20 protein-coding genes and 1 pseudogene are annotated in these 22,019 nt (G+C 60.8%); 8 read left to right on the top strand and 13 right to left on the bottom strand.

Translation table 11 applies throughout. The features are described 5' to 3' along the window. Position 1 precedes the first annotated feature (1 nt). Positions 2-1,012 (top strand): D-2-hydroxyacid dehydrogenase, encoded by a 1,011-nt coding sequence (locus AB4851_RS09905; RefSeq protein ID WP_414447044.1) that lies wholly within the window; start codon positions 2-4, stop codon positions 1,010-1,012. Between the two features lie 42 nt (positions 1,013-1,054). Next, complete coding sequence (locus tag AB4851_RS09900; RefSeq protein WP_414447043.1) at positions 1,055-1,351, top strand: GNAT family N-acetyltransferase; 297 nt, start codon at positions 1,055-1,057, stop codon at positions 1,349-1,351. Between the two features lie 106 nt (positions 1,352-1,457). Here AB4851_RS09900 and AB4851_RS09895 read toward each other — a convergent pair whose 3' ends face one another. Next, positions 1,458-2,969 carry a sensor histidine kinase gene (locus AB4851_RS09895; RefSeq protein ID WP_414447042.1) on the bottom strand — a complete coding sequence of 504 codons (1,512 nt, stop codon included), beginning with the start codon at positions 2,967-2,969 and terminating at the stop codon, positions 1,458-1,460. Between the two features lie 158 nt (positions 2,970-3,127). Between AB4851_RS09895 and AB4851_RS09890 the strand changes: the two genes are divergently transcribed. The 6 genes and pseudogenes from AB4851_RS09890 to AB4851_RS09865 all read left to right on the top strand — a co-directional run bounded on the left by AB4851_RS09890 (position 3,128) and on the right by AB4851_RS09865 (position 10,458). Next, on the top strand, positions 3,128-4,471 hold the full coding sequence (locus AB4851_RS09890; RefSeq protein ID WP_414447041.1) for an MFS transporter: 1,344 nt from the start codon (positions 3,128-3,130) through the stop codon (positions 4,469-4,471). A 311-nt stretch (positions 4,472-4,782) separates the two neighbouring features. Next, positions 4,783-5,196: a carboxymuconolactone decarboxylase family protein gene (locus tag AB4851_RS09885; RefSeq protein WP_414447040.1), complete on the top strand. Its 414-nt coding sequence runs from the start codon at positions 4,783-4,785 to the stop codon at positions 5,194-5,196. A gap of 83 nt (positions 5,197-5,279) precedes the next feature. After that, positions 5,280-6,251 carry a D-2-hydroxyacid dehydrogenase family protein gene (locus AB4851_RS09880; RefSeq protein ID WP_414449160.1) on the top strand — a complete coding sequence of 324 codons (972 nt, stop codon included), beginning with the start codon at positions 5,280-5,282 and terminating at the stop codon, positions 6,249-6,251. A gap of 72 nt (positions 6,252-6,323) precedes the next feature. Next, on the top strand, positions 6,324-6,995 hold the full coding sequence (locus tag AB4851_RS09875) for a GntR family transcriptional regulator (RefSeq protein ID WP_414447039.1): 672 nt from the start codon (positions 6,324-6,326) through the stop codon (positions 6,993-6,995). Between the two features lie 855 nt (positions 6,996-7,850). Further along, positions 7,851-8,412 (top strand): annotated as a pseudogene (locus AB4851_RS09870) (DUF932 domain-containing protein); the annotation flags it as partial. 879 nt (positions 8,413-9,291) lie between these two features. Next, the gene (locus AB4851_RS09865) at positions 9,292-10,458 is read left to right on the top strand and encodes a porin (protein WP_414447038.1); all 1,167 of its coding nucleotides are present in this window, start codon (positions 9,292-9,294) and stop codon (positions 10,456-10,458) included. A gap of 243 nt (positions 10,459-10,701) precedes the next feature. Here the strand turns inward: AB4851_RS09865 and AB4851_RS09860 are convergent, their stop codons facing one another. The 12 genes from AB4851_RS09860 to AB4851_RS09805 form a co-directional block, all read right to left on the bottom strand. Next, a complete protein-coding gene (locus AB4851_RS09860) occupies positions 10,702-11,853 on the bottom strand; it encodes a porin (RefSeq protein ID WP_414447037.1) in 1,152 nt (383 codons plus the stop codon). Between the two features lie 168 nt (positions 11,854-12,021). Next, on the bottom strand, positions 12,022-12,723 hold the full coding sequence (locus AB4851_RS09855; protein ID WP_414447036.1) for a dienelactone hydrolase family protein: 702 nt from the start codon (positions 12,721-12,723) through the stop codon (positions 12,022-12,024). Then, a complete protein-coding gene (locus AB4851_RS09850) occupies positions 12,720-13,862 on the bottom strand; it encodes a branched-chain amino acid ABC transporter substrate-binding protein (RefSeq protein ID WP_414447035.1) in 1,143 nt (380 codons plus the stop codon). The genes AB4851_RS09855 and AB4851_RS09850 overlap by 4 nt, the downstream gene beginning before the upstream one ends. A 135-nt stretch (positions 13,863-13,997) precedes the next feature. Then, a complete protein-coding gene (locus AB4851_RS09845) occupies positions 13,998-14,648 on the bottom strand; it encodes a glutathione S-transferase family protein (protein ID WP_414447034.1) in 651 nt (216 codons plus the stop codon). Then, entirely contained in the window at positions 14,645-15,028 is a 384-nt protein-coding gene (locus AB4851_RS09840; protein ID WP_414447033.1) for a RidA family protein, read from the bottom strand. Before AB4851_RS09840 ends, AB4851_RS09845 begins: the two co-directional genes overlap by 4 nt. A gap of 2 nt (positions 15,029-15,030) precedes the next feature. Then, positions 15,031-15,384 (bottom strand): RidA family protein, encoded by a 354-nt coding sequence (locus AB4851_RS09835; RefSeq protein ID WP_414447032.1) that lies wholly within the window; start codon positions 15,382-15,384, stop codon positions 15,031-15,033. Between the two features lie 23 nt (positions 15,385-15,407). After that, on the bottom strand, positions 15,408-16,184 hold the full coding sequence (locus AB4851_RS09830) for an amino acid ABC transporter ATP-binding protein (RefSeq protein ID WP_414447031.1): 777 nt from the start codon (positions 16,182-16,184) through the stop codon (positions 15,408-15,410). A 12-nt stretch (positions 16,185-16,196) separates the two neighbouring features. Further along, positions 16,197-17,285, bottom strand: a complete 1,089-nt coding sequence (locus AB4851_RS09825) for an amino acid ABC transporter permease (protein ID WP_414447030.1) — start codon at positions 17,283-17,285, stop codon at positions 16,197-16,199. Next, the gene (locus AB4851_RS09820; protein WP_414447029.1) at positions 17,285-18,361 is read right to left on the bottom strand and encodes an ABC transporter permease subunit; all 1,077 of its coding nucleotides are present in this window, start codon (positions 18,359-18,361) and stop codon (positions 17,285-17,287) included. The genes AB4851_RS09825 and AB4851_RS09820 overlap by 1 nt, the downstream gene beginning before the upstream one ends. Positions 18,362-18,465: 104 nt before the next feature. After that, positions 18,466-19,776: an NAD(P)/FAD-dependent oxidoreductase gene (locus AB4851_RS09815; RefSeq protein WP_414447028.1), complete on the bottom strand. Its 1,311-nt coding sequence runs from the start codon at positions 19,774-19,776 to the stop codon at positions 18,466-18,468. A 56-nt stretch (positions 19,777-19,832) separates the two neighbouring features. Further along, the gene (locus AB4851_RS09810) at positions 19,833-21,047 is read right to left on the bottom strand and encodes a pyridoxal phosphate-dependent aminotransferase (protein WP_414447027.1); all 1,215 of its coding nucleotides are present in this window, start codon (positions 21,045-21,047) and stop codon (positions 19,833-19,835) included. Between the two features lie 18 nt (positions 21,048-21,065). Then, complete coding sequence (locus AB4851_RS09805) at positions 21,066-22,004, bottom strand: fumarylacetoacetate hydrolase family protein (protein WP_414447026.1); 939 nt, start codon at positions 22,002-22,004, stop codon at positions 21,066-21,068. Positions 22,005-22,019: the final 15 nt, after the last annotated feature.

Below are 22,019 nucleotides of genomic sequence, written 5' to 3'. Positions count from 1 at the left end.
AATGACCTCTCCTGACTCCCCGCTTCAGGTCGTCTTCCTCGATCGCGAGACGCTCCCCCCCAACGCGGTGCTCGCCGAGTTGCCCTTTCCTCATCGTCTGATCATTTATCCACGCAGCACCGCCGACGAAGCGGTATCACGGATCCGCGAGGCCGATATCGTGATCACCAACAAGGTCAGGATCGACGCCAAGGCCATCGCGGCCGCTGCGCGGCTGGCAATGATCGCGGTTGCAGCCACTGGAACGGACAACATCGACCTGGATGCCTGCGCGGCCCGCTCCATCGTGGTGAGCAATATCCGTGGCTACGCTGTCCACACGGTGCCTGAACACACGTTCGCCATGATCTTCGCGCTGCGCCGCAGCCTGCTTGCCTACCGCGACGCCGTGAGATCGGGGCGCTGGCAGGCTTCGGGGCAATTCTGCTTCTTCGATTTTCCAATCAAGGATCTGCACGGCGCAACGCTCGGTGTGATCGGCGACGGCGCGCTGGGACGCGCGGTTGCGGAAATCGGGCGCTCGCTGGGCATGCGCGTACGACTCGCCGCGCGCAAGCACCGGCCCTGCCCCGACGATGGGCTTCATGTGCCATTCGAGGAGGTGATTTCGCAATCGGACGTCATCACCCTGCATTGCCCGCTGAACGACGCCAATCACCACCTGATCGGCGCGGCCGAGTTCGCGGCCATGACGCGCCGGCCGTTGATCATCAACACGGCGCGAGGCGGACTGGTAGACGAAGCAGCCCTGGTACTCGCGCTCGCGAGCGGAATGATTTCCGGCGCCGGCTTCGACGTGGCGAGCGAGGAGCCGATGCCGGCCGGACATCCGTTCCATAGCCTGGCCAACCATCCCGGCTTCATTCTCACGCCTCATGTGGCCTGGGCCAGCGAAGAGGCCACCCAGACGCTGGCCGATCAACTCGTGTCCAACATCTGCGCCTTCGTGCGCGGCTCGCCGGTCAATGTGCAGACGCCGAATCGAGACTCGGCCACCCATTCCGGCGCTTGAGCCCGGCCATCGGCGCGGCAACACCACGAGGACCTCGATCGCATGTGCATCGTGGAATGCGCGGGCGAGTATGCGGGTTACAGCTTTGGGGAAATCCATGCAAAGACCGCGGTACTCGCCTCGATCGAGGTGATACCTGAATGCCGCCGAACTGGCTTGGGACAGTTGCCGCTCAAGAAGTTCGTCTCGGACGCGAGGGCCAGCGGCATAACCGAAATATCGCTCGGCGCGAAGGCCGGCGACCCCGCGCGATACTTGTACAAGCAATCAGGATTCCTCCATAACCACGACGAGCGTGGTTATTGTCACTACACGCTGCCAATCGAGCGCGAAACCTGAGGCATGCCAGGGCGGCGGGGGATTGCCGTCCTCGCTGCGTCGAGCCGGAAGCCGACGTGCCGGCGTACGCGACGGGAACGGCTTGGGTGACGCTCGACACGGGTGTTCATGCCCGGCATTCGATCCGCATGACGGTGCCGATGCCCCCCGGCCCCTCTTCGATCCGCAGCGAGAATGCATGCAGTTCCAGGATTGCCGCGACGAGGCAGAGCCCAAGTCCGGTTCCCGGAATGTGGCAGGTACGCTCGCCCCGATAGAATCGACTCAGCACCTTCTCGCGCTCATGTGCGGGGATGCCGGGCCCTTCGTCCGAGATCGACAGTATCGGGCCAGCCGTTCCTGCGCGGAGTGCTATGCCGACCGCGCCACCAGGCGGGGAATACTTCACGGCATTGTCAAGCAGGTTGCCCACCGCCTCGAACAGCAAGTCACTGTCGCCGTGCAGCGGCATGACGGCATCGATGGCGGTCTGCCATCCGATACCGCGGTCTTCGGCCAGCGGTTCATACAATTCGGCGACGCTGCGCAGAAGTTGGGCAAGGTCGACAGTTCCGAAACCGTCGCGACGACGCGCACCGATTTCCGACATTCGGAGAATGGCGTGGAATCGCTGCAGCAACATGTCGACGTCCGCCAGCGCCTCTCTTACCAAGACTCGCTCCCGGGCATCGATCCCCGTGCCCTGCTCCTCCTGATTCGCCACAACGCTCGCAAGCCGGATGCGCATGTGCGCCAACGGTGTACGCAAATCATGCGCGATGCCATCACACGCACCCTTTACCTCGCCCATCAGATTTTCGATCTGGTCGAGCATTCGGTTCACGAGATGCGCCAGCATGTCGAATTCGTCGTCGCCCCCCGTCGGTAAGCGTCGCGCGAGATTTCCTCTTGCGATCTCGAGCGTCGACTGGCGCATCGACAGAAATCGCCGCCACTGCCGATAGCTGAGCCCGGCTCCGAGAGCAAAAGTACCCAACAGATAAGCGCTGCCTCCGCCGATCAACGTATCCAGCATGGCGCGCCTGATCGACCTGAGTTGCGTCATGTTCCGGGCAATCACAAATGTGCTCCCGTCGGCGCGTCGCTCCGCACTGGCTCGAACAACCGGAGCGCCTGGATGCCTGTCGATGCGAAGTCCTTGCGTGAGCGTGCGCTTTTCCCCGTCCGCAGGCAGGGAGCCTGGCCACTCGGAAATGTTGCCGGCCAGCCGTCGCCCGTCCGCCGCGAAAAGTCCGTAGTAATTCTGCTCCGGTGCGTCACGAGCGATACGGTCGGCGATCGCCTCCGGCAGTTTTTCGTCCTGAATGGAATGGAAATACATCCGCTCCCAGTGAAGGGAGGAATCGCTGACATCGTCGAGACGATGCGCGACCGTCCCGCCGACCAGTTCCGCCAATGCAAGCATCGAGAACGCGAACATCCCGGCGTAGATCGAGAGCCAGCGAAAAGTCGTGAAATGCCACGCATGCTCGGGTGCGTCGCCACGGCGGGCAGGTCGCGCAGGCGCTGCGCATCCGGCGCGATGTTCGTCATTCAACCGTTTCCGCCGAGCGACGCGCAACCAGGGGCCCAGCATCACCAATGGACGAAGCGCAAGCGTATTGGGCAGAACAGGCATAGGAGATTCAGAAGAAGACATTCGACCAACGGTATGACTGACGCATATCGTCCCATTGACAGATTGTATGACAAACAGATAATGTACGCGACACGAAGACGTGGCAACGAACTCATGCCATGCGTTCCGGATCTCATCTTTTCAGAGAGGACAGGCAGATGGACAGAAGTTCGGCCGCCGCAAGCGGCAAGCTCCGATGGACTGACGGGCTCACCGCGATGCACTGGCGAACCTTATTCGGCAGCTTCCTCGGCTGGATTTTCGACGGCTACGAGGCCATGGCGCCGATCCTGGTGATGGCGCCGTTGCTGCACTCGGTGCTGACGCCGAGTCAAGCGGGAAACGCCGCCGTCTATGCGGGCGGTGTCCTCGGAATTGCCCTGGTTGGCTGGGGCGTCGGCGGATTGATCGGCGGCGTGGCCGCCGACTACTTCGGCAGGAAACGCGTCATGCTGGCCTCGGTTTTGCTATACGCCCTGTTTTCCGGCGCCACCGCGTTCGCGCACAGCTTCGAGATGCTCGGCGCGATGCGATTTCTGACGGGGATCGCGATGGGCGGGGAATGGAGCACGGGGATCGCGCTCGTGTCTGAAAGCTGGCCTGACCACGCACGCGCAAAGGGCTTGAGTTTCCTGCAATCCGGCTATGGTTGGGGCACCCTGCTCGCCGCAGCGATCTGGTATGCGCTATCGCGTTACGCCCCGTCCTCACAGGACAACTGGCGGATCATGTTTCTGATCGGCGCGCTGCCAGCCCTGTTCGTTCTTTACCTTCGACGCGGCGTCGACGAGTCCGAGAAATGGGCAGTCGCGATACGCAATCGTCAATGGTCGCAAACGGGCCCCGCAGGCACGCTCACGACAACCACGTCGCGACCGTTCCCGCTCAGGCAGTTGCTGGCATCCAGCGATACGCGCTCCCGCATGCTGCTGTCCCTGCTGCTCTCGATGGTCACGTCCACAGGGCTGTGGGCCGTGTCTTCCTGGTTGCCGGCACAGACCACCGCATTGGCAAAAGCCGCGGGGCTTCAGGATCCTGCCTTGTGGGGAACCAAGGTCTCGCTCGCATTCACGCTCGGCGCGATCGTTGCATACCTGATCGCAGGCTTCATCATCGACAGGATCGGCCGTCGCGCCTTCGTGTGCATGACGTTCACCGGTTCCTTGATCATGACGATCGTCTCGTATCGGATCGCGAGCAATGCGCTGCAGCTCATGTGGCTCGCCCCGATCGACGGCTTCTTCACCCTGGGTTGCGCTTATGTGTGGATGGCAATCTATCCCGCGGAGCTATTCGTGTCTTCGGTACGGGCGAGTGCGATCAGCTTCATCTTCAACGGCGCCCGGTTGATCATCTGGGTATTCCCGATCGCGGCCGGTGCATTGGTACACCGACTCGGAGGTATTCCTCATGCCGCGTTGGCAATGAGCAGCATCTACCTGCTTGGTGTGATAGCCCCCTGGTTCCTGCCTGAAACCCGCGATCTGCCGTTTCCTGACTGACCCCGGAGAAATCAATGACGCAGCCAATCGGCTTCGCCGGTCTTGGTGCCACGGGCTGGCCCATGCCGGCGGCGCCGGCGATACCGAAGACTCGGTCATCACCGTGCCGCAATACCGGGCTGCCATCGAGGTTCACTTCGGCGTTTCGGCGCCATCATCGAAATAGAACACGTTCGACAAGGCTATGCGACGAAATTTCCGGCGGCGGTCAGGCGCACCAGCGATCGTGCAAACCACTTTCATCATGGCGGCAGGCATACGGCCTCAAAACCCGGTGCACCGCTTCATTTCGTTGTTGAGGAAAACGCAACATGCCAATGCCTTCTGAATTTGATACTCCGCAGTTCGCAAAGGGACTTGCCGTGCGCCGTGAGGTACTGGGCGCCGCGTACGTCGACAGGTCGGTCAATCAAGTCGAGGACTTCATGAAGCCGATGCAGAAGATCGCCACGGAGTGGTGCTGGGGCGAAATCTGGACGCGCGAAGGGCTGGAGCGCCGGGTACGCAGCATGATCAACCTCGCAATGCTCACGGCACTCAATCGTCCACACGAAATCGCGCTGCACGTGCGCGGCGCATTGAACAATGGCGTCACCGTCGAAGAGATTCAGGAGGTGTTGCTGCAAGCATGCATTTACTGCGGCGTGCCGGCCGCGCTGGATGCATTCAAGGTTGCCGCTGACGTGGTTCGACAGTACCGCCACGATCCCGTGGATGGGCAATGAAACCGGGGCATTCAATGCGCTTCCATACAAACCGGATCGATAACCGAAACAATATGAACATACAAGACCAGGCGCCCACCGCTTTGCGAATCGCGATTCTCGACGATACGCAGGATGCGGTCAGACATCTCGATGCCTTCCGAAAACTCGCGGGGCATACCGTAAGCATCCACACCCGATCGGAGAGAGACCCCGCTGCACTGGCCGCTCAGATCGGCAATGTCGACGTGCTGATTCCGATCCGGGAGCGAACCGTGATCAATGAAGCCCTGCTGAGTGCGCTGCCTTCGCTGCGCCTGATCAGCCAGACGGGAAAAGGCGTCTCGCATATCGATACAGTCGCCTGCACGCGCCGGGGTATCGCCGTCGCGGCGAGCGGCGGCAATCCATATGCCCCGGCTGAATTGACATGGGCGCTGGTGCTCGCCTCCATGCGGCGACTGCCGTGCGAAGTCGAGAACGCGCAACGCGGAAAATGGCAGGCGGGCTCACTTGGCACGCAGTTGCGCGGTCGCGTTCTCGGCATTCTCGGCTATGGCACGATTGGCGCCATCGTCGCGCGTTACGGCGCGGCGTTCGGGATGCGCGTGATCGTATGGGGCCGCGACGGCTCGCTCGCTCGCGCGACAAGCGATGGCTTCGAAGTGGCGGCGAGCCGCGAGGCGTTCTTCAGCCAAAGCGATGTGTTGAGCGTGCATCTGCGGCTGACCGCGGACACCCGCGGCTGCATTCGTGCAGAGGATTTCGCGCTGATGAAATCCTCATCTGTTTTCGTGAACAGCAGCCGGGCGGAACTGGTTGAACCGGGCGCGTTGCTCGCCCAATTGCGCAGGGGCAATCCGGGCTTCGCGGCACTCGACGCCTACGAGGTCGAACCTGCTTACGCGGATCCATTGTTCGCTCTGCCGAACACCATTTGCAGCCCTCATCTGGGATATGTGGAGAAAGACACCTATGAGATTTTTTTCGGTGGAGCTTTCGACAATGTGCTGGCGTTTTCCGCAGGCCAACCAACCAATCTCGTCAATCCCGACGTGATTACGTCGCGAACGTAGGGCTTTTACATGGTCGGGCATGGCGGTTTATCATGTCGCTTTATCTGATTGTCAGACAGGGAGACATTCGACATGTCCGACAAAGTAGGCTTGCTCCGGCCAGAGACATTGCGACAGCAGGTCGAAAATGCGTTGCGCCAAGCGATCGTGTCCGGCCAGTTTGCGCCAGGAGCGCGACTGGTCGAAAGAGAACTCTGTGATTTGCTCGGAGTCAGCAGAACCTCGATCCGCGAAGCTTTGCGCAAGCTCGAAGGCGAGAAACTGATCAAGATCTTCCCGCACAAAGGACCAGTCGTCTCCGTCATGTCAAGACAAGAGGCGGCCGACATATATGCGATTCGTGCTTTGCTGGAAGGTCATGCCGCTGCAGGGTTTGCCCGTTTTGCCAGCGACGACCAGCTGAATCGCTTTAGCGAACTCATGCGCGTCTTGAAGGCCGCGGCGAAGGCCAACGACACCTCCGCCATACTGAAGGCCAAGACGGATCTATACGATACGCTGCTAGAGCATTGTGGCAACGCACTAGCCAAGGAGATGTTGCTGAGCCTGTACTCGCGTATCACCCTGCTACGTGCAACGTCGCTGATGCGGATCGAGCGCCTTCCAGCTAGCCTGCGCGAGCTCGATAAATTGCATAAGGCACTGAAGGAACGCGATACTGAGGCTGCCGAGCTGGCCGCACGTCGGCATGTAGAGGCGGCGCAGAAAGCCGCCATGCAGATGTTGCCCGCGAATTCCGAATAACGAGATACTCGCGACGGCATACCGCTCGCCCGAGTATTGAGTTGCCCGCCGCTCTCTGGAGGCATGTCGGGCTGTAGTGGTTACAAAATTCCAGCGCAGGTAAGGGCCTCTATTGGTTAACCAAAAACAATCGCCGGCCTGCTCAATCGGCCTCAGCTGCATCGTTCCCTTCTGATGAACATGGCGACGTGAACGAGCAAGCAGCAGAAGCTGCGTATGCGCGGCACGCTTTCGATACGGCATACGACGAGTTCGACGAAGCTGACGATGTCAGTTTCCACTTCGAGCGGCACAAGACAATGTCGCCGTCGTTTCGATCCGACAATAGCGCTCGCGACAACCCCTTCGACTCCACCCCGGATCTCCGGTCTTCGGACCGGCAACGCAAGAGTCATCGGCTTCCAATGTGGCACCTCGCGCGCCGGCGACATCGGTGCTCCGCTGCCCACGCTGTTTGTCATCGCGTATCGACACGCGGAATCGAGCTCGCAAAGCAGGCAGCACGATCGGCAGCGTCGCAGGAGCAACCGGCGGCATGGCAGCGGCCCTGGCAGGGGCCGAAACCGGCGCGATCGTCGGGTCGGTGGCAGGCCCCATCGGGACCGTATTCGGCGGCCTGGCCGGCGGCTGTCCTTGCCGGACTCGTCGGCAACGCAGCAGGCTGTGCGGCGGGCTCAGCAGTGGGCGGCGCCATCGACGACAACGTGCTCGACAACCACCTCTGCCTCGCCTGCGGTCACGCCTTCAGCGCCACGTCCAACTAGACGCCGCCCACCTTCGCTTTTCCCCGACCATCATTTTCGTCCGGCGATAGCCGGGCTGTATGCCCTCGCCTATTTCCCATCAGCAGCACAGATGCATCTCGTTCACACCATGACCTACACCGACCAAGAACCTTGGCACGGCCTCGGCAATCGCCTCGCCCCCAACCAACCGATCGAAGTCTGAGCCGACAGCGCCGGCATGGAACTGGACCATCGAATCATCCGAAGTTCGCTTCGTAACGAGTGCCGCCGGCATCGGAGCGATTCACGCGTTTCCTGATCAAAAGGTGCTCTACCGCTCCGACAACAAAGCGCCGCTGTCGGTTGTCTCTGCGCGATACCTGGTCGTGCAACCCCGAGAGATCCTCGAGTTTTATCGAGACCTCACCGAGATCGGCGGCTTCAAGCGCGAAATGCGACGTATGCTCACCTATCCCACGACCAACGTGGTCGATCGCGACGCACTTGCCGTGAACGAGCGGGCGATCAAGGCCGTCGCTCAGTTGTACGCTGGCCGAGGCAAAGGTTCCGATCTCGTATCGGCATCGAACACCGCCTGGGGCTTGGTAAATGCAGTGATCGAGTTTGTGGACCGTCACCGGCGCGCACGCAGCGGTAACCATCGTCGCGACGCGGCCTGGTTCGGCGCCGGTTCGCCTGCCGGGCCTTTCTCTTTTGGAGACTCCATGAGTGCGACTCCAACCAATCATGGCGGATCGCGGCGTGGCGCAAATATCGAAGGCTTACGTCCGCGGCGAGCAGCTCGACCGCACCAAGACCAACGTGGGGCACGCTTGGTCCGCCTGTCCTGACCACCTACTCGAAATGGATCGATGGAAGCCAGAACGACGTCGAGATGGATCGTCTCGAATCGTCGCTATCTTCCCGCCAATCTCCCCAGAAGGAAAGCGGATCGATGTAACCGATTGAGCTAAAAGGGAAAGGTATGGTGGGCCCGGCGGCAATCGAATTTGGCCGTCAATCCTTTACATGACAAGGAGCATTGGTGGAGACAATGAAAAGTTGCCCCCAATGTTGCCCCCACATTTTTTTGCTCGTACTGAGCTGTCAGGTCGACTTCGACCGGACGAATTCACCGCTCTCGAAAACACAAATCCGGCCAGAGATTGTCGCATTTCGACAACGATCTTCTAAGAACGCGAGCGGGCCAAGTCTAAACAGACAGCCGTCACGTTGGGGGCAACCAGGAATCGACAACTGACTCATTGCTTGAGTGGCTACAAAATATCCCTGCATGTCACATCCCTCGCGCATTTCTTCCTGTTCATGCGTGTTCAAAACCGGCCCATCGGGTCGGCACATTCCTATCCGAAAAAGAGCACGAAAAAATTAAATATCCTTAATGTTCGCATTGGAATACACGTCATCCGGCTCGCGTCTTACGCAGACGATCGTATCCAACAATGCTTGCCGATATGGCCACAGCGTTGCGATCGTACATAGGTATGCCTCGGCAAGAACTTGCCGGACAGACCAGACTAATAAACAAGAGCCTTATGGAGACACGAAACGTGAAGAAAAAGATGCTGTTGCTGACGGTACTATCCCCCTTCGTTCATACCGCCTACGCTCAGAGCAGTGTCACGCTCTACGGTCTGATCGACGAAGGCCTGGAGGCCGTGAGCAATGTACAAAACGGCGCGCAATCGGGTGGGCGCGCATATCGTCTTGACGGGACATTTGGTTTAAATAGCTCTCGATGGGGATTGCGCGGCACGGAAGATCTCGGTGGTGGTCTTAGTACGGTGTTTGATCTGGAGAACGGCTTCGAGCTCAACAATGGTCGCCTCGGGCAAGGCGGCGCGGAATTCGGGAGGCAGGCGTTTATAGGCTTGAAGAGCAAGGATCTCGGCACCATCGTCCTTGGTCGACAGTACGACAGCGTGGTGGATTACGTGGGCAAGTTCGAGTTCGGCGATTCGAACGTCGGCACGGCACATTCGGCCCATCCGTCGGACGTAGATAACTTCAATAATGGCCGCCGCACCAACAATGCGATCAAATATCGCAGCCCGGATTATCGAGGCTTCAGCGTCGGGGGCCTATACAGCTTGGGCGGCGTACCTGGATCATTTTCAAAAAATCAGGTTTACTCGGTGGGGGCCGGCTATGCTGACGGAGCAGTTGCGCTCGGCATCGCGTATCTCAACGTCCGAAATCCAGCCTCATCTCTGTTCGGAAGCAATCCGAATGAAACCGCGACATCGAATGGACTCAGCTCGTCCCCTGTATTTAGCGGATACGCCAGCGCAAACACGTATTCGGTACTGGGCGCGGGCGGCAGCTATTCGATAGGCCCTGTCGTTCTGGGCGCAACCTATTCGAATATCCGCTTCGACAAAATCAGCGCTCTGGGCGGCATGTCGGAACAATTCAACGATTTGGAAGCAAGCCTGCAGTACCACGTCTCGCCCCAACTTCTGACAGGTGTCGCATTCAACTACTTGCATGGCAGTCAAGCCAACAGCCTCGTTGGCGGCGCACACTACAACCAGGTCGCGGCGGGTGCGACCTATACGCTTTCCAGTCGAACCGATGTCTACTTGGCAGGCGTCTACCAGGTTGCAAGCGGACGCGATTCCACGGGTGCTACTGCCGTCGCTTCCCTGAGCGGTGAAACAGCATCCTCGAACGGACACCAGATGGTCGCTCGACTCGGCATTCGCCACCGATTCTGACTTCCGCATTGTCCCAACGTACGGAAAATCGGCGAGCACTGAATCCGCAACGGAAAGTGAACATCGCATCGTCTTCGGTCTGAGCATCGACGACTGGCAATACACGTTCGATACGATCTGCCGGTTCGGATTTCCACAAGGAAGAGACATGGGGCCTCGTGCAGCAGCACGAGGCCCCATGCCATGATTTCCTTCATGCTTCGAAGTGGTATGCCTTACTCCGACTGGTTCACCATATTCAACTCAGAACTTATGACGAATACCGAGACTGACAACCGCTTGCGAGCGTGACGCCGAATTGAAGCCGTAATCGGCCACCGCCGCGAATACACCATCTCCGCCAGCGTGCTGATAGGCGCCTACCAGGTAGAGTTCGGTACGCTTCGAGAGGGAGTAATCGGCGCCGGCGGAGATCTGGTGATACGTCTGCGACCGGTTGCCACTACCATGCATATACACATAACCGATGCCAAGTATCACGGCCGGGGCGACGCGGTAATCTAGAACGCCTGCACCAATGTCGTAACGCTGCGTCGAGGAGAACGACGAGAACGCGTCGGGCGTGTACTGGACGTTACTGTAACGCAGCCCCGCCGTCACGGGGCCTGCTGCATATTGGGCCGCAAACGATGCGATCTTGCGCGCCTTGGCTGACGCGAATTGCGAGTTGATCTGCGACCCGAAATTGCCATCCGACGTGGCAGTCGAACCCCAGGCATTTGCACGCGCCGCCGCCGAATTCGCATTGTTGTACACCACGTAGCCGGCAGCCAGGCTGAAGGGGCCTGTTGCATAGCTTGCCGCAAGCGACCAAGTCTGCCCTGAGCCGGCTGCACCCGGCACGCCACCAAGCCCATAGAATGCCTCGAAACGCAAACCCGACGTGACGGGCGACACGTACTTGACGGAATTGTTGGTCCGCGTGCTGTTGTCGTTGTTGTCCAGATCGCCGGGTGTCGTGAACGGGCTGCCCCACAGGTAGTCGGATGTCAGGGGCTGAATCATGTCGACGAGCGGATCGTACTGGCGACCCAGCGTCAGCGTGCCGAGATGCTCGTCGGCAAGGCCCACGTATGCTTGGCGACCGAACATACGCCCGCCCTGACCCAGGCTCCCATTGCTGGGACTGAAACCGCTTTCGAGCCGAAAAACCGCCGAACGGCCGCCACCCAGATCCTCGATGCCTCGCAGTCCCCACCGGTTGCCGGAAAGATTTCCGCCGCCCAGGCCGATGAAATTCTTATTATTGGCGTTCGCGTGACTGGCGTACTGAATCGATTGATCGATCACTCCATAGAGCGTCACACTGCTCTGTGCATTGGCGTTGGCGCCGAATGCACATAGGAATCCTAAGCTAACAATCGATTTCTCAGCGTGTGATTTAATCTTCACCATTTCCCCCTTCTTTTGCGTGTAAAGACTGCGGTTGCCTACGAAACTATGAGTCGCCCATTGGATGGGATCGCTGTTGCGAGTGTGCCGAACAAAGTCCTAACCGAAGCGCGGCGCGGCCTGAGAAGCGGACCCCGCGACGAAGCAAGCGTGGCGAGGTCCTGCTGATTTTCAACGATGCTGCCGCAGAAACCTCAACGCACGTTCATGCGCAAGCGCCGCCGCACCTTGATCGTACGTCTCACGTTCCCAACAGTTGAACCCGTGGTCAGCACCCGCGTAGGTATGCACCTCGGCATCGCGTCCTGCAAATCGCTCCTTCAGGGCTCCAGCGAGCGCAATCGGCACATGTGGGTCGCTCTCACCAAAATGGAACTGCATGGGTGCGACGATCCGCTCGCAGTCGTCGAGTTGATTCTGGATGCCGCCTCCGTAATAGGAGATGCCGATGTCGATCGTTTTCTCGGCGGCGGCCGCGAAAGTCAGCCATCCGCCGAAGCAGAAGCCGACCGCACCGACCTTGCCGATCACTTCGGGCATCGCTCGCAGGCGATCGGCCGCTGCGCCCACATCGCTGACGGCGAGCGGCTTGTCGAGTTGCTCGTCGTACAGGCGATTCGCGCGTATCCGATCTTCCCCGTGATAACCGATTTCCATGCGCGGCGCGATCCGCCAGAACATGTCCGGCGCGAGCACGACGAAACCTTGTGCTGCATATTGTTCGGCAATCCCGCGAATATGCTCGTTCACACCGAAAATCTCCTGCAGCACGAGCAATCCCGGACCGCGCCTAGCTGGCGGCAATGCGAGATACCCTTGAAAGCGGCCGCCATCGCGCGCTTCAATTTCAATCCACGAGTTGGAAGTGGTCATAACGTCACCATGTCGAGAATCATTTTCTTACCGGACTTATAGGTGTAAAGCGTGATGACGCCATGCGATAGATCTCCATGCGCATCGAAACTGATTTGTCCAGTGATGCCACTGAAGTTCGTATTCGGCATTGCCGCCAGAATCTTTGCCGGGTCGGTTGAACCTGCGCGTTTCATCGCATCGACGACGATGTAGACGGCGTCGTACGAGAACGGTGCGTATATCTGGATCGGCTCGCCAAACCGTTTCTGGTACTTCGCTGCGAAAACCGCACCCTGCGGCATTTTTTCGAGCGCCTTGCCTGCCTCCGAACACACGACATTGTCAGCGGCGTCGCCAGCGAGAGACGGCATTTTTTCGGTGCACATGCCGTCGCCGCCGAGAATTTTGGCACGCAGCCCGAGCTGCTTCGCCTGCCTGGCAAAAGGGCCGCCGGTCGGATCCATCCCGCCGACCATGATCGCATCGGGATTTTCGCCTTTTATCTTCGTAAGAATCGCGCGGAAGTCGACCGCCTTGTCGTTGGTAGCGTCATGTGACAGCACTTTCATGCCCAGCGCCGCCGCTGCCTTCTGAAACTGATCTGCAAGGCCTTGGCCGTACGCCGTCGAATCGTCGACGATCGCGATCGTCTTCACATTCAGCGGCCCCGCCGCATATTTCGCGAGCGCCGGCCCCTGCTGCGCGTCGGTGCCGACCATCCGGTATGTTGTCTTGAAGCCTTGCTGCGTGTAGGCCGGGTTGGTTGCCGACGGCGAAATTTGCACGATGCCGGCATCGCTGTATATCTTCGAGGCAGGAATCGTTGTGCCGGAATTCAAGTGGCCAACTACTGCCACAACCTTGTCGTCGACGAGTTTCTGCGCGACCTGGGTTGCCTGCCGCGGATCGCCCGCATCGTCCTGTGCGTCGAGTTGCAGCGATATCTTCTGTCCGCCGATCACCAGCCCCTGCGCATTGATTTCCTCGACAGCGAGCCGAGCCCCATTCTCATTGTCCTTGCCGACATGCGCCATCCCCCCCGTCAGCGGCGCGACGTTGCCAATCTTGACGACCGTCTGTGCCTGCGCGCTGATCGATGCCGCACTCAAAAGAAGCGTCAGCGAAGTCCAGCCCTTCGGAATCCGTGTGATTTTCATCCTCATCTCCTATCGTTTTCTTGAATTGCAGGTAATACAGGCCGAGTCACAACCGACATCCGTGCGGATCCATCGTCCACGGCACCGCCACCAGGCATACGCGCTACGCTGGGCCGCCAATCTCGACGCTCGGGTTCAGGGGAGCGGCAATGCCTCCCGCTCGAGCGCGCGTCGTACCGCGTCGCGTTGTGCGATGCGCTTCGCGAGCGCAGTCCACACCGGAAAATCGCGTGGCATGTCGTATTGCAGCGTCTTCGCGCGTCCCCAGATCCAGAACGTCAACAAGCACGCGTCGGCAACCGAATACTCCGTACCGGCCGCCCAGGGATCGTGCGACGACGCGAGCTTGCGCTCCACGCCCTCCCATACGACGCGCGACGACGCCCGGCCCTTGTCCGCCACTTCGCGGCGCGCCGCATCGCTATCGGCGAAGCGCTCCGGCCGGCGCAGATGGCCGAACGTCTCGTGCAAGCCGGACGCGCACCACGCGATCCACTCGGCACAGCGCGCCTGATCCTGCACATCCTCGGGCCATAGCCGCGCGTGCGGAAACCGCCGTGCGATATACAGCAGAATCGCCGGCAACTCCGTCACGACGAAACCGTTGTCGACCAGCACCGGCACGCGCCCCTTCGGATTGATCGCAAGATACGCAGCCGAACGTTGCTCGCCGTCGGCGAGCGCGACGCGCACCGGCTCGAACGCCTCGCCTGTCTCTTCCAGCGCGATATGCGCGGCAAGAGAGCACGCTTCAGGCGAGTAATAAAGGCGCGGAATCGGCATCATTCGTCGTCGAGCACGGCGATTCCGTCGATCTCGATCAGCACGCCCGGTGCGAGCCGTGCGACCTCGACCGCGGTGCTGGCCGGCATCGGCGGTTTCAAATAGCGGGCACGCACTTCGCGAACGCTGGCCATCGCATCGATATCCGTTACGTGCACGGTCAGCTTGACGATATCGGCAAGCGTCGCACCCGAGGCTTCAAGCGTACGCGTCAGGTTCTCGAATGCCTGCGCGGTTTGCGCCTCGATCCCGCCATCGACGACCGCGCCTTGCGCATCGCGCCCGACGTGGCCCGCAAGATAAATCGTGTTGCCCGCCTTCACCGCATACGAATACGTAGGCGCCGCGTGCGTGCCCTGCGGCACGATGAACTGCTTTTTCATCGTCATGCTCCCGTCGCGGCAATCACGATCAGCTCCACCAGCAAGCCCTTCGCTGCGAGCTGCGCCTGCAGCGTCGATCGCGACGGCGCGTTGTCCTTGTCAACCCAGGCATCCCATACTTCGTTGACGGCCTCGTAATCGGCAACGTCGGCGAGGATCAGCGTCGTATTGAGAATGCGCGATTTGCTGCTGCCGGACTGCGCAAGCAGTGCTTCGACCTTTGCGAGAATCTCGGTCATTTGCTCGGCGGCGGATTTCCCGGCGGTACCGACCTGTCCCGTCAGATACACGGTTCCGCCGTGCACGACGCTCATGTGAATACGCTTGCGGAAGTCGAATCGCTGAATATCGCTCATGGTAAATATCCTTTTTAAAAAAATCAGTGCATCAATTGACCGAGAAAATCACGGGTCCGCTCGTGAAGCGGGTTCGAGAAAAACAGTTCGGGCGCTTGGTCCTCGACGATCGATCCTGAGTCCATGAAGATGATCCGGTCGGCAACGCGGCGCGCGAAACTCATCTCGTGGGTAACGCACAGCATCGTCATGCCCTCCTCCGCGAGCTCGACCATGGTATCGAGCACTTCCTTGATCATTTCCGGATCGAGCGCCGAGGTCGGTTCGTCGAACAGCATCACCTTCGGGTTCATGCACAGCGCCCGTGCGATCGCGACGCGCTGCTGCTGGCCGCCAGACAGTTGGCCAGGAAACTTGTCGGCTTGATGAGGAATCCTCACGCGTTCCAGGTAATACATGGCGCGTTCGCGCGCCTGTTCCTTCGACAGCCGCCTCGTGCGAACCGGTGCGAGCATGCAGTTTTCAAGCACCGTCATGTGCGGAAAGAGATTGAAACTCTGGAACACCATGCCGACTTCACGCCGCACTTTCTCGATGCTTTTCGTCGCGCCGGACAGCTCGACGCCGTTCACGACGATCGTGCCTTGCTGGTGTTCCTCGAGCGCATTGATACAGCGGATCATCGTCGACTTTCCGGAACCGGAAGGCCCGCAGATCACGATGCGCTCGCCGCAACGCACGGAAAGATTCACGTTCTGCAATACGTGAAAACGGCCATACCACTTGTTGACACCGTGCAGTTGAACAGCCGTCTGCGTGCCGTCCGGACAAGCCGGCGGCAATGCATTGAGTTGGGACATGAAAGCGCCTTTCTAGCGAGGAGTTTGAAAACGCCGCTCGACGTACTTGCCGTATTTCGACAGGCTGAACGATCCGATGAAATAGATCATCGCGACGAACACGTATACTTCCGTGTGATAGGCCGTCCACTGACCGCTGTGGTACGCGGCTTGCGCCGATGCCATCAGATCGAACAGCCCCACGATGATCACCAGCGAGGTTTCCTTGAACGTGATGACGAACTGGTTGATCGTCGCGGGCATCGCGATACGAAATGCCTGCGGCAAGGTGATCAATGCGGTCGTCGACCAGTAGCTCATGCCCAGCGCTTGCGAGGCCTCCACCTGCCCGCGTCCCACGGCCTGCAAACCGCCGCGCACGATTTCGGACTGGTAACACGCGAAGAAGAAAGTGAAGCCGACCAGCGACCGTACGAGTTTGTCACCTTGCAACACATGCGGCAGCATCAACGGAATGATCACGGTCGCCGAAAACAGAATCGTCAACAGCGGCAGCGAGCGTGTGACGTCGACGACGAACGCGGTCAGGCCACGAAACACCGGATAGCGGCTCTGGCGCAGAAGCGCAAGCCCGATCGCGATCGGCAGACCGAAGGCGATCACCGTGATGTAGATGAAAAGCGTCAGCGTCAAGCCGCCCCAACGCGACGACGACACGACATCGAGGCCGAACACACCGCCGTGAATGAACATCAGGAACAGCAAATAGCCGCCGAGAAGAATCGGCATCATCCGGGAAGCGCTCCACATGCGCGGCACGCACGCCAGTGCGAGCGTGCCGATTGCGATGACCGAAGCCATTGCGGAACGCCACTGCTCGTCGATCGGGTAGAGACCGAACAGGATCACGCGCCAGCGCACGCGAATCACCGACCAGCATGCGCCGGCCGCATCCTCGCAACTCTGCGGCGTCGTGCCGAATACGCCGTGCACGACGGCCCAGGACAGCACACGCCAGAGAACGAACGCGAACAACAACGTGCCAAGCGTCGAAAGCAGGAGGTCGCCGGGTTTGATCGGCGTCCGCCCGGCCGATGGCGGGCCATCGTTCGTGGGCGGCGCCGTGTTTCCGGACAGTGAAAGACGATGGGCCTTGTTCATCACCGGTTCCCCTTGAAAGCGATCGTGCGGTTCAGCACGTTCATCGCGAGCGTCAACGAATAGTTCAGCACGAAGTAAATGAGCATCATCGCGATCAGGAATTCGACGGCCTGGCCGGTCTGGCTGATACTGATCACGGAAATGGAATACACATCCGCGTAGCCGATCGCGCTGCCGATCGCCGTCGCCTTCACGATGAATAGAAAGATGTTGCCGAGCGCTGGCACCATTGACCGCAACGCGATCGGGAAGCGCACCGCCCCAAAGACCGACCCCGCCGGAAGGCCAAGTGCCTGAGCCGCTTCGATCAACCCGCGTGGCACGGACTGCAATCCGCCCCGTACGATCTCGCCGATATACGCCGCGGAAAACAGCACCGTGGCCAGCACCAGCGCGATCAACTCCAGCGGCACATCCCAGCCGCCTTGAAAACTGAAGCCCGTCATGCGAGGCGCGTCGATGACGATCGGGCCGACGCGCAGCACGATGACCGTCAGCACCACGAACGCCACCGCACTCGCCGCCAGCGCCGCATTGATCCTCAGCCGCGACGAAGCGGAGTGCCGCCGCATGACACACACGCAGAGCGCGACGAGCGCGGCGATCCAGAGCCATCCCAAGCCTCGCACGCCGAGTTGAATCGATGGCAGAAACAGCCCTTGATTCGTGACGTAGATCGAGTCGAACAGCGACGGAGGATTGGCACGCGGCGCCGGCAACGTCGTTAGATTCGCGTACCAGAACAGCGCCTGCAGCACGAGCGGAACATTGCGAAAGATCTCGACGTAAGCGCGAAACACCTGCGCCACGACTCGATTCGGCGCGATCAGACCGATGCCGATCACGACACCCAGCCCGCAGGCAAGCACGATGCTCATCGCGCTCGCACCCAGCGTATTGACGAACGCAACGACAAGCGTCCACCAGTACGGATCGTCGGCGGTCTGATCGAGGAACGGCGAGTTGATTTGCCAACCGGTCGCGCGATCGAGCACGCCGAATCCGTGCGCGATGCCTTGCGCCTGCATGCGGTGCCACGCCGTGTCCATCGACCAGCCGATCAGCGCGGCCAGCACGGCCACCACACCGATCTGTAGCGCCCAGGCGGCGACCTGGTTCCGCCGATAAGCATTAGTACGATTCATTGCGATACCTCTCAAACGTATCAACGTCGATCAGGCTAGATCGCGCGAGCCAGTCCCTTCGGACGATCCGCCCACGCGTAGTAGTTCAATAGCAGCGGCATCGTCCATCGATTTCGAGCCGGCAGCGGCAGCGCCGGAAAGTCCGCGTTATCGAACAACGTGTGGGCTTCGTCATCACGGCCGAGCATGCGCGCGGCGGCCTTGCGCGCGAGATACGGCCCCATCGCGTTTCCGGAAAAGCAGTAACCGAGTGCGTAGTGCATACCCTGTGGAGTGATGCCGACGCGCGGAAACAGGTCGCGCGTGCCCGCGCATCGGCCCGTCCATCCATGAGTGATTCGCACGTCGGCAAGCTTCGGGAAGATGAAGCGCAGGTCGCTCGCGAGCGCAGCGAGCGTGCGGCGCATCGTCAAGGGGTCGTTGCCGGTTCTGCCGCCAAACAGAAGTCGCGTACCGTCCGGCGAGAACGTCATGAAATGCGAGCGGCGTCGATTGTCGTGATAGGTTCGACGATGCGGCAGAACTTCACGCCATGTCGCCGCATCCAGCGATTCGGTTGCGAGCATGTACGAGTTGATCGGTGCAAGACGATGCCGGAACCAGCCGAGCGCATCACCCGCGCACATATCCGTATATCCGTTCGTCGCGATCAGCACGTCACGGCACGTCGTCGCGCTGCGCCCGGCATGCACCTCGAAGCCGTCGCGCGTGCGCTCGATCCGCGTGACAGGCGTGTGACCGATAACGCGCGCGCCGGCACGAAGCGCCCGTTGCAGCATGAACTCCGTATACAGGCCTGGATGGATTGCGCCGTTCTCGATCACCCGCACGCCGCCGACATAAAGCGACGAGCCGATTTCATCGGCGACGCGCGCGCGATCGAGCACGTCGATCTCCTCGCCGAGCAACCGCGCGCGCCGCTCGTATTCGCGTACGAGACACGCGAAGTGGGACTCGCTCATCGCGCCGATCACGCGGCCGCATTTTCGCCAGCCGATTGCATCGCCGGCTTGCTCGCCGAGTGCCGCGAGTGCGTCGTATGCCGCACGCAGTTCACCAAAATAGCGGATCGCGACAGATTCGCCGAGCGTCTCGCACAACTCACCGAATGCGTGCTTGAAATTTCGCCCGACCTGGCCGCCGTTGCGCGAACTCGCGCCAGCGCCAGGACGGCCCGCATCGAGTACAAGCACATCGCGGCCGGCCTCGGCAAGCACGCGCGCGGCTTCGGTCCCCGTCAATCCGGCACCGACGATCACCACGTCACATTGTCTCGGCAACGGCGCATGTGCATCGACGGCCGCTTCGTTCGGGCGGGCGTCGGCCCAGTAGGGACGCAATTGCATGACATCGGCGCCGCCCCCGGACGAAGCCGCGTTGCAAAGCGGATCGGATGGGCGTGTCATTGGAGATCTTCGCAAAACTGTTGCAGCCGGCGACACGCTTCGTCGAGCACATCCTGCGACGCGGCGTACGAGACTCGGAACTGCCCTGGACTCCCAAACGCCGAACCGTGTACCGCGGCAACTCCCGCCGTTTCCAGCAGTTCGCGCACGAAATCCTCGTCGGTATGAAGAACCGCGCCGTTCGCTGTCGAGCGACCCAAAAATGCGCTGCACGACGGAAACGCGTAGAACGCGCCATCCGGCGTCGCGCACTCCACGCCAGGAATCGCTCGCAGCGCAGCGATCAGGCGGTCACGCCGCATGCGAAACGACGCGCGGCATTCGGTGACGAAATCTTGCGCCCCCGTGAGCGCGGCCGCCGCCGCGAACTGCGCGATCGACGAGGCGCCGCCGGTCAGTTGGCTTTGCACCAACTCCATCGCCTTGATCAGCGGCGCCGGGCCGCCCGCGAAACCGATCCGCCAGCCGGTCATCGCATAAGCCTTCGATACGCCGTTGACCGTCAGCGTGCGATCGGCGAGATCGGGACACACCTGCGCCAGCGTCGAATACGGTTGATCGGTGTAGATCAGATGCTCGTAGATGTCGTCGGTCAGGATCCAGACGTTCGGATGGCGGCGCAGGACCTCGCCAAGCGCTTCGATCGAACGGCGATCGAGCACTGCGCCGGACGGATTGCTCGGCGAGTTCAAGATCAGCCAGCGCGTTTTTGGCGTGATCGCGGCGTCGAGCGCTTCGGGACGCGGCAGGAAGCCGTCCGCCGCGGAAGTCGGCACGAACACCGGGGTCGCGCCGCACAACTGCGTGAGCTGCGGATACGACACCCAGTAAGGCGCCGGAATCAGCACTTCGTCGCCGGCGTTCAGCGTCGCCAGCATCGCGTTGGCGATGACCTGCTTGGCGCCCGAGCTGACGATGACCTGATTGAGCGTGTAACGCAGGCCATTGTCGCGCGCGAATTTCTCGGCGACCGCTTCCTTCAGCGCGGGCACGCCGGACACCGGCGGGTAGCGCGTGCTGCCCGCCGCGATGGCCCTGCGTGCAGCCTCGCACACATGCTCGGGCGTATCGAAGTCCGGCTCGCCGATCGACAGAGACAGAATATCCTTGCGCCCTGCCGCGCGCAGATCGCGCGCTTTCTGCGTGATCGCGATGGTCGCCGACGGGCTGATGCGCGAGAGCGCCGCGGAGCGTGTAAATACGTTCGACATGTTTGCTGTGCCTCCGTCTCAGATCGCGCGAATCGGATTGCTCATGCGTCCGATGCCTTCGATGCTCACATCGATCGTGCCGCCGTATTTGCGCAGATCGATGGTCGCCATCTTCCACGGCTCGACCGCGGGCACCGTGCCGATCGACACGATGTCGCCCGCTTCCAGCGTATGCGCCGCCGACAGATATTCGATCAGCTCCGGAATGCGGTACACGACATCCGACGAATGCCCTTGCTGGACGAGGTCGCCGTTCAGATGCGCGTCCATCGCAAGCGCATGCGGATCGGCCACTTCGTCGGGCGTGACGAGAAACGGCCCCATCGGCGAAAACGTGTCGTAGTTTTTCCAGCGGCCCGGATACGTGAGCTGCTCCTCGCTGCCGTCCTTGCGGCGAAGGCGGATCCATTCCGACGTCGCGCGCAGGTGGTGCGCGGTCAGATCGTTGTGAACCGTGTAGCCGAAGATATGGCGACGCGCATCGGCGGCGGCGATGTGCTTGCCGCCCTTTCCGATGATCAGCGCGAGCTCCACTTCCGGCCCGACACAGCCGATGTCGGGCAGCTCGATCGGATCGAACGGACCGGTGATGCAGGTCCGCAGTTTGATGAAGTACTGCGGACGCGGGTTTTCCGGCTTGATCGAACGCTCCCAGTTCGCGCGACCGTTGATGGCGATCGCGAAGAACTTCGGCGGCTCGGTGACGGGCGCCCGCAGATGCACCTGATCCAGCGCGAGAGCACCGAGTTCGTGGGCCTGCTTCTCGTCGAGACCGGCGAGTCGGGATTGCAGCGCGACAAGATCGATGTCGCCGCTGCCGACGAGTTCGATGAATTCCACCATCGATTTCAGCGGCCTTGCGAGCAGCTTCGACACATCGATGACGAAGCCGCTCGGCAGATACGCGCCGACACGGCAGCGCGGCGAATCCGGCGTGTCATATTGACAGAAACGCATGACGTTGAATTCCTT

The organism is Burkholderia sp. 22PA0099, assembly GCF_047497165.1.
GTDB lineage: Bacteria > Pseudomonadota > Gammaproteobacteria > Burkholderiales > Burkholderiaceae > Burkholderia.
This window is presented reverse-complemented; position numbering and strand designations above follow the sequence as displayed.